We start from the raw sequence: 14,003 nt of genomic DNA, 5'->3' as shown, positions 1-14,003 counted from the left end.
ATGATCAATAATCAATTTTCAATGAGCAAATTCAATTTACCCGTGGGAAAAGCTTTGATAATTGAATCTTGCACATTGAGCCTTGTCCATTTCCAAATTCTTTTTCCCAACTTTTCCCTAAATCCATCTCATCGGGTTATTTTTGAACATGAGTTCAGACCTACCTAACCTATTGCCTTTGATTCAGGAGCTTTCCGCCCAATTGGAGGGAACCTTGCAATTTGATTCTTTGACAAAGACCCTTTACGCCACAGATGCTTCCGTTTACAGGGAGATGCCTTTGGCAGTAGCTTTTCCAAAATCCGAATCAGATATCCAGAAGCTAATACTTTTTGCTTTCAAAAACGGCACTTCTCTGATCCCAAGAACTGCCGGAACTTCCCTTTCAGGACAATGTGTAGGAAACGGAATTGTGGTGGATGTTTCCAAACATTTCACCAAAATATTGGAGTTGAATGTAGAAGAGCGTTGGGTGCGTGTGCAGCCTGGAGTGGTACGCGACGAGCTTAATCGCTATTTGAAGCCGCACGGACTCTTCTTCAGTCCGATTACTTCTACTGCGAATCGTGCCATGATTGGCGGGATGGTCGGGAATAATTCTTCTGGAACCACATCGATTGTTTACGGAGTGACACGAGATAAAGTCATTTCATTGGATACGATTTTGAGCGATGGGAATCCGGTGAAGTTTGAGGCACTTACCAAAGATGAGTTTGAAGAGAAGACAAAACTGAAATCATTGGAAGGGGATATTTATAGAAAAGTCCTGGAGGAATTAAGTGATGAAGAGGCTAGACAAGAGATTCACGCGCAATTTCCCAAAAAGTCAATCCATAGAAGAAATACCGGTTATGCGGTAGATGAATTGTTGAAGGCTGATATTTTCGAAGGGGAAGAAAAATTCAATTTCTGCAATTTGCTTAGTGGTTCTGAGGGGACTTTGGCTTTCACTACTGAAATCAAAATCAGTTTGGATCCACTTCCTGAACCTGTAGAAATCGTAGTTGCAGCGCATTTTGAAACGATTCATCAAAGTATGGTTTCTGCACAGACGGCCATGAAGCATCCAGCTACGGCGGTTGAGTTGATGGATAAGATTATTTTGGACTGTACCAAGGAAAGTATTGAATACAGCAAAAACCGATATTTTGTAGAAGGTGATCCTGAGGCTATTTTGATGGTGGAGTTTCGTGGTCAAACGCTGGAAGAAGCTATGGCCAAAGGCAAAGCATTGGTGGATGATTTGATAGAAACTGGTCTTGGCTATGCATATCCGATCATTGAACCTGCGATGGTTTCAACTGCTTGGGCACTTCGTTCAGCGGGATTGGGGCTTCTGGCAAATATACCGGGTGATGCGAAGGCAGTCGCCTGTATTGAAGATACGGCCGTGGATATTGAAGATCTGGCGGAATATATGGATGAGGTGGCCGAAATGATGAATGGGTTTAAGCAAAAACCCGTTTATTATGCCCATGCAGGTGCTGGAGAGATACATTTGAGACCCATTTTGGATCTGAAGAAGTCAAAGGATGTGGAGGAGTTTTATAAGATTTCAAAAGCTTCTGCTGAGTTGGTGAAGAAATACCAAGGCTCACTTTCTGGTGAACATGGAGATGGAAGAGTACGGGCTGCTTTTATTCCTCTGATGGTTGGGGAAAAGAACTATGAGCTTTTCCGAAGGATCAAATTCTCATGGGATCCTCAGAATATTTTCAATCCGGGGAAAATCGTGGATGCTGCGCCGATGAACAAGTTTCTGCGTTATGAGCCGGATATGGAGACTCCAGTTCACGATACTTTGATGGATTTTTCTAATGTAGGAGGGATTCTTCGCTTGGCAGAAAAGTGTAACGGATCGGGTGACTGCCGTAAACTTCCAGGCTCTGGTGGTACCATGTGTCCAAGCTACATGGCTACTAGAAATGAAAAGGATACTACTCGAGGTCGAGCCAATACGCTCCGTGAGTTTCTCACTATGGATAAAAAGGAGAATGCTTTTAACCATCCCGAAATCAAGGAGGCGATGGATTTGTGTCTTTCCTGCAAAGGATGTACAGCAGAATGTCCTTCCAATGTGGACATGTCCAGTATGAAAGCCGAATTCCTGTATCAATACCAAAAAACGAACGGCATTCCGCTTCGCTCACGAGCTTTTGCTTACATCAATGAACTGAATGAATTTGGCTCGAAAACCGGAGGATTGGCCAATTTCATGCTGAGTAATAGCTTGATTGGTGGGTTGATGAAGTCTGTTTTGGGCGTAGCCCCAAATCGAAATCTACCTGAAATCAGTAAAGTCAGCCTGCGAAAATGGTATAAGAGGAATTATGAGTCGCTGCCAACAGCTGCAAAGCAGATCAAGTCAGTTTACTTCTTCGTAGATGAATTCACCAACCACAATGATACTGAGATCGGGATTAAAGCGATTTCACTCCTCAAAAAGCTTGGATATGAGGTGAAAATCGTGGATCATGAGGAAAGCGGTAGATCTGCACTTTCTAAGGGTTTGCTGCCAAAAGCCAAAAAACATGCAGAGGCTAATGTGAAGGTTTTTGAGAAGCTGATTGATGGGAATACCCCTCTAATCGGTTTGGAGCCATCCGCTATTTTGAGTTTTCGGGATGAATATCCCCGGATTGTTAAAAAAGAATTGGTGGAGGCTGCCAAGAAATTGAAATTTCATGTGAAGTTGATCGATGAGTTTTTGGCTCAGGAAATTGCTGCCGGGAATATCACTTCAGATTTGTTTACTACTAAAAATCAGAAGATAAAACTTCATGGACATTGCCATCAGAAGGCTCTTTCTTCCATGACTTGGACCCAAAAGATACTTTCATTTCCTGCAAATTACTCTGTAGAAACTATCCCGAGCGGATGCTGTGGGATGGCCGGAAGCTTTGGCTATGAAGCGGAGCATTACGAGGTTTCCCAGCAAGTGGGAGAATTGGTGCTCTTTCCAGCAGTTAGAAAGGCTGATGCCGAAACAATTATTGCAGCACCGGGTACCTCTTGCCGTCATCAGATTGCTGACGGGACGGGCAGGAAAGCCAAGCACCCAGTGGAAATTTTATGGGAAGCTTTGATTTCCTAATTACTATTACATTTTTAACTCAACATATTATGAACGATAAGACCCGATTAGTACAACTTAGACATCCTGCAGAAGGACGGAAAATAGCAGTAGTTCAAGAACCTTTTTTGGTTTTAGTGAATGAATTCACGTCAATCTACCAATTGGTAACAAAATCGCTAGAATCAGGAATTTCCGTTCATGCGCTTTTAGAACACCAGCTCTCCACTTTTAAGATCGAATACGATCAAGTTTATAATGGTTTAAGTGAATGGAAGTTATTGCCTTCATTTGATAATCCAGATATACCATCCAATTGCATAGTTTCTGGTACAGGGCTGACACACCATAGTAGTGCTATGAACAGAAATGTGATGCACCAAAGTGAGGCCGGAAATTCGCTAACGGACAGCATGAAAGTCTATCAATGGGGAGTTGAAGGAGGGAAGCCAGCAGATGGGCAGGTTGGTATTCAACCAGAATGGTTTTATAAAGGAACTGGATCTATTCTCAAAGCTCATGGTGAAGCGTTGGAAGTTCCTGATTTTGGAGACGATGGGGGAGAAGAGCCTGAGATAGCAGGTGTTTACCTTGTTGACAGCAATGGACAGCCTGTCCGAATTGGTTTTACTACAGGTAATGAATTTTCTGATCATGTGATGGAAAAGAAGAATTACCTCTACCTAGCTCCTTCCAAGTTGCGAACTTGTTCTATCGGACCTGAATTAGTACTTACAGATGATTTTTCTGACCTAAATGGAGTGGTAACGGTTTCCCGCCATGAAGAAGTTTTGTGGACATCAGACATAAAGACTGGTGAAATTAATATGGCGCACAGTTTATCGAATTTGGAGTACCATCATTTCAAATATCCGGATCATCGTCAGCCACTTCAGGCACATGTCCATTTTTATGGAACAGGGGCTTTCAGCTTCGGTGCTGGTATCAAATTGCAAACTGGTGATAAAATGAAAGTGCATTGGGAAGGAATGGGTCGTGCCCTCATTAATCCGATAGAAGTTGCCGAAAATACTATTGAACTCATACAGGTGAAGTCTGGTGTTTAAGCTTTCTCCAGCATTTTAGAACAAATGATTGCTCTTTATAATTAAGTTTTAGTTCGTGTTCTCTAACCAATTAGAGGAGCCAGCTAATGTCTTTTTATTAGTATATAAGGATTTTTAGGTTTGACTAGAAAAAGTTAGGGTGCCAATTCCAACTTAAATTCTAGCAGTCATATAATTAATCTTGGAATTGGTAGTGGCGAAGTATATATTGATAAGTTAGCTTTATGCAAAATTTATTCATTATATAAAATGAAAACCCAAAAGACCCTAAGCCTATTAACCAGTATCAGTCTCGCACTACTTCTCGGGACTAATTTCAGTTGTTCTCCAGACCAAAAAAGTGAACACACCACCTGGTCACACTACGGAGGAAGTCCAGACCAATCCAAGTTTTTCAATGGTTCACAGATCACTAAAGAAAATGTGAACCAGCTAGAAATAGCCTGGAATTATCCCATCGAGGATAATAATTTCTACAGTTTTAGCCCGATTGTAGTTGATACCATCATGTATGTATATGGGAAAAACAATTCTCTCATTGCACTGAATGCAGTTACAGGGAAAGAAATCTGGATACATACTGATTTGAGAGGTTTGTCCAGAAGGGGGATAAACTACTGGGAAAGCGAGGACAAAAGCGATAAAAGACTTGTGTTCACTTTGAATAATTCGCTCCAGGAAATCGATGCGCTCACAGGGCAAAGCATCACTGATTTTGGAACTGGCGGATATGTAGATTTACGTGTGGGATTGGATCGCGACCAAACCAGTATTCGTCGGATGCAATCCATGATGCCAGGAGTAATATTTGGAGATTTGGTAATTTTGGGTTCTGCACCTGGAGAGACTTTTTTCTCACCTCCAGGCTATGTGCGGGCTTATAATGTGGTCACGGGTAAGTTGGAATGGACATTTCATACCATACCGCAACCCGGAGAATTTGGTTACGATACCTGGCCAAAAGATGCTTATAAGTACGTAGGAGCCGTCAATGTTTGGAGTGAAATGACGGTGGATGAAGAACGGGGTATCGTGTTTTTACCTGTTGGCTCGCCAACCTACGATTTCTATGGGGCAGACCGTGAGGGAGCAGGTCTTTTTGGAAATTCCCTGGTGGCATTAGATGCGAAAACAGGCAAGCGACTTTGGCATTATCAAACCGTACATCATGATCTTTGGGACTACGATCTAGCCTCAGCTCCACAATTATTGACTATAAATAAGGATGGAAAAGAGATCGATGTAGTGGCGGTAGCTACCAAGCATGGATTTGTTTTTGTGTTTGACCGAGATACTGGAGAGCCTGTTTTTCCAATTGAAGAAAGACCATTTCCTGCTAGCGAAATGCCAGGTGAAAAATCCTGGGCGACTCAGCCTATTCCCGCAGTGATTCCGGATTTTACTCGACATGAGGTAACCAAGGAAACTTTAAACCCTTATTTCTCTGACGAAGTAAAGGAACAATGGTACCAGCGATTGGATACTGCCAAATCAGCACTCTATATTCCTCCTTCCGATAAGTACGAAACCATCACCATGCCTGGAGCATTGGGAGGCGCCAGCTATGGGAATACGGGTACTAACCCAGAAAAAGGCATCATGTACATCATGGCTCAGGATTATGCTTCGATTTACAAGCTTTCAAAAGTAGTTCCTGTAGAGCCTGTACTTTCGGATGATGAAAAGAATAAAATAAGTACGCTCTACGAGGGGTCTTGCCAGACTTGCCATGGAGAAGGCATGAAAGGAAGTGGCGCAGGACCATCCCTGATCAATGCAGGTACCCGGTATTCCTATGATGAATTTAAGACTTTACTGTCGGAAGGACGAGGCAGAATGCCAGCTTTTGTCCATATTGAGGAAGCTACTATTTTGGCGATGCACCGCTACCTCGGCGGGTCCCCAAGCCGATTTAGAGGAATGATGACTGCTTCAGATGCTCCTGAAATCACAGGTCCTGTGGTAGCCTCTGGAGGTATAAAAATCCCCGATGATACCACTCGAGCTGCTCCCTTAGAGGATTATCCAGCCGATGTAGTCCATCCAGAGGATAGATACACTACCGCATACGGTACGGAATGGCAGGCTTTAACAGCTCCGCCTTGGGCATCCATTTTTGCTTATGATCTCAATAATGGAACTGTGAAGTGGCGTCAGCCAATCGGCTTGGATTCTGCTTTTTCCAAAGGAGATAAAACAACAGGTGCTCCAAGTGGAACAATTCGAAAAGGAATGGTTATCACTTCTACGGACATCGTTTTTGCTACTGGCAAAGGAGGTATTGTCTATGCATTTGATGCAGACAACGGAAAAATCCTTTGGGAAACTACGCTTGATAACGAATCGACTGGGCAGCCGGGAATGTATGTCGTAAATGGGAAGCAGTATTTAGTTATTAATGCTTCCAATCGATTTGATCCTTCGAGTTACGACTTCTCCAAAAGACCAGGCGCTCTGCCAAAAGGATATGTGGTTTATTCTCTACCAGAGTAATAAACTGAACTGATAAGGGAGCAGCTTAATCCTATTACTTCTATTTAATCTCTTAAACCTAAAATGACATGAAAACTATTTTAACCTTAGCCATTTCTCTTGCGACGCTGGCATCTTGGGCTCAGCAACCTGATACTGGAGATCGAATAATTCATAATGATCCCGTAAAATACCGGGAGCTTTCTGCTGTACATGCCGGAGCTGGAAAAATGGGCTTTACCCAATTAGTAGGGCGAAATGATCTCTCCACCAACTTTCTTTATCTCCACTCTGGAGAGATACAGGCTAAATCAGGAATAGGTCACCATTTTCACCATTCTATTGAGGAAATGTATATACTTCTCGAAGGTGAAGCAGAATTCACCGTGAATGGTCGTACTTCTACCTTGAAAGGTCCAGTTGCTGTGCCCTGCAAACTAGGTGATGCCCATGCTATTTATAATTCCGGTGATGAACCTTTGAAATGGTTGAATTATGCTGTTTCGGAAAGAAAAGCTCAGGGAGATGCCTTTGACCTGGGTGATACACGCGAAGGAGCGGAGATTGACGAAGTTCCTGTTTTTGTTTCCTACCAATTTGATCAAGCTAAACTTCGGGATGAGAATCATCCCTACGTTGGGAATGGAGCATTGGCGCGAAGAGCTTTTGGTCCAGAGGTCTTTAAAACCAATTGGAACAATGTAGATCATCTGGTAATTCCCGCGGGGAAATCAGTTGGCCCTCGGAGATTAGAAGGCGTGGAGGAAGTTTATTATGTCATGAAAGGCGAGGGAAATCTTTCGATTGAAGGAGTGACAAAACCTGTGGTAGCTGATGATGCATTTACAGGCTTATTAGGAGAAACTATCACATTGATTAATACAGGTTCAGGTGATCTTGAATTGTTGGTAATCGGTGTCGCAGTCTCTGCTGATAGAAACTCCATTTCCCAGAATGCCCTATCTGAGCCAAAAGCTATGGCTTTACAGATGGACTTTGTGGTGTTGCCGGAAAATGCAGAGGCATTCGAAAAAATGTATCATTCCATTTATGTTCCGGCGATGACAGTTCAGGATGGATATTTAAGCTCCAAACTCCTGCGTCTTTTTCCCGAGGAGCAAGCAAAAGGCATAGAAGCAGAACCAACCAAATTCAATTATCAAATCCAAATATCTTTTGATACCGAAGAGAATCGAATGAAGTGGGTGGCCAGTCCTCAACATCAAATTGCCTGGCCGGCAGCTTCAGGATTGGCTGAGGAATTCAAATGGCGAGGCTATGATGTGATGGGAGATGACGATCAGCGATAAGTTTAGCGAATCATAGTAGAATAGAATTAAAAAACCCTCCATATCAAAATTATGGAGGGTTTTGGCTTTAGTAGCCTATCGCATTTTCATGCGAAGTAGATGTTTTTCAGCAGTTATAAAAAGAGTTTTTCCGTCAGGAGTAAGCGCACAATTTGCTGCTGTCGCACCTTCCAGCTTGATCTTCCCCAATATTTCCCCTGATCTATTGAAAATCCAGATTCCCCCGGGACCTGATGCAAAGACATTGCCTTTTTTATCAATTTTAAACCCGTCACATAAGCCAGGTTCTGAGGCACTACTGGCATCGTAAAAAATTCTTCCACTGGTGATTGAGCCATCCTTAGCTAAGTCATAAGCATACCATCTTTTTTTCTCGGGGTCAGAATTAGAAACCAACAGTGTTTTCTGATCTGGGAAAATCGCGATTCCATTCGGCTGATCGATGGAGTCAAGTAACATGGTGACTTTGCCGGTTGGATCCATTTTGTAAACACCCTGATAGTCAATTTCCTTTTTTGAATCACTTGTCAGTCCATAAGATGGGTCTGTAAAATATAGATTCCCTGCTTTGGACAAAATCAAATCATTAGGACTATTTAGCTTTTTCCCGTCGTATTCCCCCGTTACGGTTGAGTATTCTGGTTTTGGATCGGAGAGCGAAGTGTTCAATTCTGCTATCCTTCTATCTCCATGCTGGCAAATCCACAGTTTTCCGTCTGGAGTGAGTAATAAGCCATTTGATCCCATAAAACCACCTCGCTCTGTTGCGCCGGTGTAGCCGCCAGGTTTTAAAAAAACTTCTTTTCCTTCGGCTTCAGTCCATTTATAGATGGTGTTGGCTGGGACATCGGAAAGTAAAAGCATTTTCTCCTTTGCCACCCAAAGTGGTCCTTCGGTAAATTGAAAACCTTCGGCAATGACTTCAACTTTCGCATCTTTTTTTATGATGCCGGAAAGTTCTTCAGACACATATTCAACGGTGGTAGTAGGATTAATGTCTTGTGCTCCAGCTGAATAGAGTAGCGCAAAGGCTATCAGGGTTAAAATAGGTTTTTTCATAGGTATAGGTTTATTGTATTTAGGTTAGTTGATCACTTATTCATTCATTTTTACTTGATATTTGATCAGAATGGGGTCTTCAAAGTCTCCCATATCGCTAATGATTTGTTCAAGTTTTTCGCCATATTTTCCAAGAGATCCTTTCTCAAGTGCATAGAGCCAATCTTCAGTCCGAAGAACATCGTAGAAATACCCGTCTTTGGCAAAGCCATTTCCATTGGACCAGCCAGCGAGTGACTGGAAAGCTATAGCTCTTTTGGATTTATGATCTATGAAAACCTCATGTACTGGGAAAGTACGCATATTCGTAATATCCATTTCAGGGTTTTTGGCAAGAGCAAAGGTTTTAAGGCGTGAAACATCCTCGGTATGCCAGATTTTGCCCATATTGATTACAAAAGGCTGGCTTGTAACTGTGGCCTCGAACTTTTCCCCATCCATTTTCAGATCTTCCGCACTCGGCTTTCTTGCTCCAAAATCTAGGCTTATCAGTGGGGTTGATTTTTCATTTTCAAAGTGATAGAGTGTGTCTGAAAAAGCATAGTTGAGAAGTAATGAATGCTCTCCCAATCTTGCAAATTCTCCTTCACTAATTTCGGCAGTTATGGGCGTGCCAGTAATGGGCAGCTCTGTGATTTCTCCCGTGGAGCTATCCAGGATTTTAAAAACACCAAACTCACCGTTTTCATTTAAGTTGCCATCAAACATGGGGGAAGTCAGCCACTTGTTTGAAGAAATTTTTGTGAAATAAGGAATGAAAAGGGCGTTTTTATCCAAAGTAACAGTACCAATAAATTCAAAATCCGGAAAGGAATACTGCTTAATAACGCCGCCGCCAACAGTGATACTCAAAGTGTCTTGATTCAGATCAACACCTTGTAAATTTTGATATTCTTCTGGACCATTTCCAATTCTTTGGAAACTCTTGATATAATTCCCCCTTAAATCAAATAGATGGATTTTAGCCTCAGGGTTACAAATGGTAGAATAGACTAGGAATTCCTCGGTGACTTTTAGATTCCAAACACTGCAATTCAAGTTTACTGGAGAGTCCTCTTGATTCTTAAGCGGAATAAATTCAATGGAAGAAATGGCCTCATCTATCGCTACGATATTGCTTTCAGTGATTTCAACGCTTGGTAATTCGTCATTATTCTCACTCGGTGAGCAGGCAATAACTGAAAAGGAGAGTAGCCAAAGTATATTTATTCTACTTCGAAGAATCATAAGGTCACAAGTTTAAATAGTTGTTTTTTGTTTATTAAAGTAATCCCAATACCTTCCTTGCCACATATTCTGCGCACCTGGCGGCCAATCTTGCCGTAGCATGATCGTGGTCAAAAGCTGGGTTGAGTTCTACCACATCCATGGAAATCAGTTTTTTGCTGGATGCGAGCAATTCAAAAACCTTGAATGCGAATTCAGGTCTGAAACCCATGGGAGATGGTGCAGATACGCCGGGTGCAAAAGCCGAAGAAAAACCATCCATGTCCACGCTGAGATAGATTTTGTCCACTGAGTCGAGAAACCAAAGAATTTTTTCCTGAATCACTTCCCAGTTATTCAATCTGAAATCCTCCATCACCATCCATTTTGCACCAACTTCATCGGCGGTTTTAAAAAGTGATTTTGGATTAACCGATCGCTGCACGCCTAAGCATAAATATTGAAATGTATCCTTATTCTCCTGAGCAAGTTGAAGAAAGGGAGAACCTGAATGCCCCAGTCCATCGATGGTAGGCCGGAGGTCAAAATGTGCATCCATATTGATGATGCCAAGCTTTTGATTTTTGGAAGCTAAATGCTGATAAATACCTTTTCCATGTGCCAAAGCCAAATCATGCCCGCCTCCTAATAGGATAGGGAAATGCTTGGTTTCCAATAATTCCAAAACGGTTTTTGTTATCAGGTCGTGGCTGGACTCTAGGTCAGAATTTTCCGTGTAAATATCTCCATAATCAAAAATTCTACTTTTCTCAGGAAGGTGAAAAGCTAGCATTCCCAGGCTTTTTCGGATAGCATTTGGACCTTCCGCGGTTCCTAATCTGCCTTGATTTCTTTTTACTCCCTCTTCTCCTGCGTATCCTAAAATGCCAACTTTTGGAGTTTGCTGACCTTCGTCTAGCTGGAGGTCTCTCACCGAAATCGCAGCTTGGTGCCAGTATTCAATGGTTTCCGATTTTCTGCCTGTCCATAGGGAAGGATTTGGGTTTTGATGAAGCATGTTGAGTATTTTGTAATTTTATAGTAACTTAAAAATTGCGCTTTGATATTCTTAATACCAGAAACAATGTATTCTGTTTTTAGGTAATATTCAAAAGATGTGCTTTAAAACCCAGTTCCTCCGGCCATGAAAGAATATAGGATTCCGCAGAAAGAGAATGTTGATTTGGAAGCTTTTGAGGAGCCAAGTAGTTCCTTTGCAGGGTATTCTTATGCTGATTATCTCAAATGGGATTATGAGGAGATTGTTGAGTTGATCAAAGGAAAGATTTTTGCAAAGGCGGCTGCTCCCAATCGAAGGCATCAAGAGGTTTCCGGTAATGTTTTTTTTAAAATTTTCAGTTTTTTAAAAAATCACTCATGCAAAGTTTATTCGGCGCCTTTCGATGTGAGGTTTTCCAAAGATCCTGATTTTTCAAAAACTGACTCGGTAGTCCAGCCGGATATTTCTGTGATTTGTGATCCGTCAAAGTTGGATGATAAGGGCTGTTGGGGAGCTCCAGACTTGATAGTCGAGATACTTTCTCCAGGAAATAGTCGGGTGGAACTTCAAAATAAATATGACTTGTATCAGGAATACGGAGTCAGAGAATATTGGGTTATCCATCCTTCAGAATGCACCCTTTTGATATATACTTTGATAAATGGCGGATTTCAGCCTTCTAGACTATTTACATTCGGAGATAGAGTAACATCCGCGGTAATCCCCGGATTTAAATTGGATTTGGAAGAGGTCTTTAGATCTTAGATTACTTTGTCCAAATTTTTGAAAATTTCCTCATCAACCAAATTTGGAATGGTGACCTTCAATCCAGGACTTCGATCCATTTCCCGTTGAATCGCTTCCAAAGATCCTGAATTTCTGGCCCAAGCTCTTCGGGCAATTCCATTATTTACATCATAAAAAAGCATTGACTTCAGCTTTCTTTCTGCATCCTCCGACCCGTCTAGTACCATCCCGAAACCCCCATTCATCACTTCTCCCCAGCCTACACCGCCACCATTGTGGATCGAAATCCAGGTTGCTCCTCTAAAACTATCTCCAATCACATTATGAATAGCCATATCTGCGGTAAACTTACTGCCATCGTAGATATTGCTTGTTTCACGGTAAGGTGAATCTGTCCCGCTTACATCATGATGATCTCGACCCAGCACAATCGGAGCAGAAATCTCTCCAGATAGAATTGCATCGTTGAATGCTTTGGCGATTTTCGCTCTGCCTTCAGCATCAGCATAAAGTATCCTAGCCTGAGAACCAACTACCAATTTGTTCTTTTCAGCCTCTTCGATCCAAGTGATATTATCCTGCATTTGCTGCTGGATGGATTCCGGGGAATTCTGCATGATTTCTTTCAAAACTCTTGCGGCAATCTGATCTGATTTTCTCAAATCTTCGGCTTTGCCAGAGGTACAAACCCACCGAAATGGACCAAATCCATAGTCAAAACACATTGGTCCCAAAATATCCTGAACATAGGAAGGATATCGGAAATCAATACCATTCTCCACCATAACGTCTGCTCCAGCTCTTGAAGCTTCCAGCAAAAAAGCATTCCCGTAATCGAAATAGTAGGTTCCCTTTGCAACATGCTTGTTGATCGAAGCAGCATGTCTTCGTAGGCTCTCCTGAACTTTAACTTTGAAGGCCTCTGGATCTTCTGCCATTAGCTTGTTTGACTCCTCAAAGGAAAGCCCAACAGGATAATAACCTCCAGCCCATGGATTGTGGAGTGACGTCTGGTCAGAACCCAGTTCCACGAAAATTTCCTCTTTGTCAAATTGCTCCCAGACATCTACGATATTCCCGATGAAAGCCAGAGAGACGATCTCTTTGTTACGCTTAGCTAGTTGCGTACGGAGAACCAGTTCATCCAGGTTTTCAATCAATTCATCCACCCATCCTTGTTCATGTCTTTTCCTCGCTGCGGCAGGATTCACTTCAGCGCAAATGGTGATACAACCTGCGATATTCCCAGCTTTCGGTTGAGCGCCGCTCATTCCGCCTAGCCCTGCTGTTAAAAATATTTTTCCTGCTGGCGTTTCTCCTGCTTTCAGTTTTTTGCGAAAAGCATTCATCACCGTAATGGTTGTACCATGTACAATTCCCTGCGGACCTATATACATAAATGAACCAGCAGTCATCTGTCCGTATTGTGTCACACCCAGTGCATTATATTTCTCCCAATCATCTGGCTTGGAGTAATTCGGAATCATCATCCCATTGGTTACGACAACTCTAGGAGCTTCTTTGGAAGAAGGGAAAAGGCCCATGGGATGGCCGGAATAGATATGCAATGTCTGCTCATCTGTCATCTCTGAGAGATATTTCATCACCAAAAGATATTGAGCCCAGTTTTGGAATACAGCTCCATTTCCTCCGTAGGTGATTAGTTCTTCTGGGTGCTGAGCGACTGCCGGATCCAAGTTGTTCTGAATCATTAGCATAATTGCCGCTGCTTGTTTCGACCTGGCTGGATAGTCTTCGATAGGTCTTGCCCGCATTTCGTAATCCGGCATAAATCGATACATATAGATCCTGCCAAAATCCTTCAGTTCTGCTGAAAACTCACTTGCCAATTCCGCATGCCATTCTTTTGGGAAATAGCGTAAAGCATTTCTCAAAGCCAGTTTTTTCTCTTCTGTCGAAAGTATATCCTTGCGCTTAGGAGCATGGCTCAAAGTTGTGTTTCGGGATCTTTTTGAAGGAAGTTGTGAAGGAATGCCTTGGGTTATTTGCTCTCGGGAATTCATGTGATTTACGAATTGGGGTTGCTCGCGGCGGCGCAACGGCGCAGC

General features: G+C 42.4%; 9 protein-coding genes. 5 read left to right on the top strand and 4 right to left on the bottom strand.

Annotation, left to right across the window (positions count from 1 at the left end; all coding sequences use genetic code 11):
- Positions 1–148 precede the first annotated feature (148 nt).
- From BM386_RS12080 to BM386_RS12065, 4 genes are all read left to right on the top strand, one after another.
- Positions 149–3,094: an FAD-binding and (Fe-S)-binding domain-containing protein gene (locus tag BM386_RS12080; protein ID WP_091694346.1), complete on the top strand. Its 2,946-nt coding sequence runs from the start codon at positions 149–151 to the stop codon at positions 3,092–3,094.
- Between the two features lie 29 nt (positions 3,095–3,123).
- Entirely contained in the window at positions 3,124–4,140 is a 1,017-nt protein-coding gene (gene araD1, locus BM386_RS12075; RefSeq protein ID WP_091694343.1) for an AraD1 family protein, read from the top strand.
- Between the two features lie 249 nt (positions 4,141–4,389).
- A complete protein-coding gene (locus BM386_RS12070; protein ID WP_091694341.1) occupies positions 4,390–6,633 on the top strand; it encodes an outer membrane protein assembly factor BamB family protein in 2,244 nt (747 codons plus the stop codon).
- Between the two features lie 68 nt (positions 6,634–6,701).
- Positions 6,702–7,922 (top strand): cupin domain-containing protein, encoded by a 1,221-nt coding sequence (locus BM386_RS12065; protein WP_091694338.1) that lies wholly within the window; start codon positions 6,702–6,704, stop codon positions 7,920–7,922.
- 75 nt (positions 7,923–7,997) lie between these two features.
- Here BM386_RS12065 and BM386_RS12060 read toward each other — a convergent pair whose 3' ends face one another.
- Genes BM386_RS12060 through hutG form a run of 3 tightly spaced genes read right to left on the bottom strand, consistent with a single transcriptional unit; the run spans position 7,998 to position 11,205 of the window.
- Positions 7,998–8,981, bottom strand: coding sequence for an SMP-30/gluconolactonase/LRE family protein (locus BM386_RS12060; protein WP_091694336.1), 984 nt, complete (start codon positions 8,979–8,981; stop codon positions 7,998–8,000).
- 36 nt (positions 8,982–9,017) lie between these two features.
- The gene (locus tag BM386_RS12055) at positions 9,018–10,208 is read right to left on the bottom strand and encodes a 6-bladed beta-propeller (protein WP_091694333.1); all 1,191 of its coding nucleotides are present in this window, start codon (positions 10,206–10,208) and stop codon (positions 9,018–9,020) included.
- 34 nt (positions 10,209–10,242) lie between these two features.
- Positions 10,243–11,205: a formimidoylglutamase gene (hutG, locus tag BM386_RS12050; RefSeq protein ID WP_091694330.1), complete on the bottom strand. Its 963-nt coding sequence runs from the start codon at positions 11,203–11,205 to the stop codon at positions 10,243–10,245.
- Between the two features lie 126 nt (positions 11,206–11,331).
- Here hutG and BM386_RS12045 point away from each other — a divergent pair, with 126 nt between their 5' ends.
- Positions 11,332–11,952, top strand: coding sequence for a Uma2 family endonuclease (locus BM386_RS12045; RefSeq protein ID WP_091694326.1), 621 nt, complete (start codon positions 11,332–11,334; stop codon positions 11,950–11,952).
- On the opposite strand, the gene BM386_RS12040 is transcribed toward BM386_RS12045, so the two are convergent.
- A complete protein-coding gene (locus BM386_RS12040) occupies positions 11,949–13,958 on the bottom strand; it encodes a urocanate hydratase (RefSeq protein ID WP_091694322.1) in 2,010 nt (669 codons plus the stop codon). The genes BM386_RS12045 and BM386_RS12040 overlap by 4 nt on opposite strands.
- Between the last annotated feature and the right edge of the window lie 45 nt (positions 13,959–14,003).

Source organism: Algoriphagus locisalis (assembly GCF_900116615.1).
In the GTDB taxonomy this organism is placed as follows: domain Bacteria; phylum Bacteroidota; class Bacteroidia; order Cytophagales; family Cyclobacteriaceae; genus Algoriphagus; species Algoriphagus locisalis.
The sequence above is the reverse complement of the archived record's forward strand: the minus strand, read 5'-3'. Positions and strand labels throughout refer to the sequence as shown.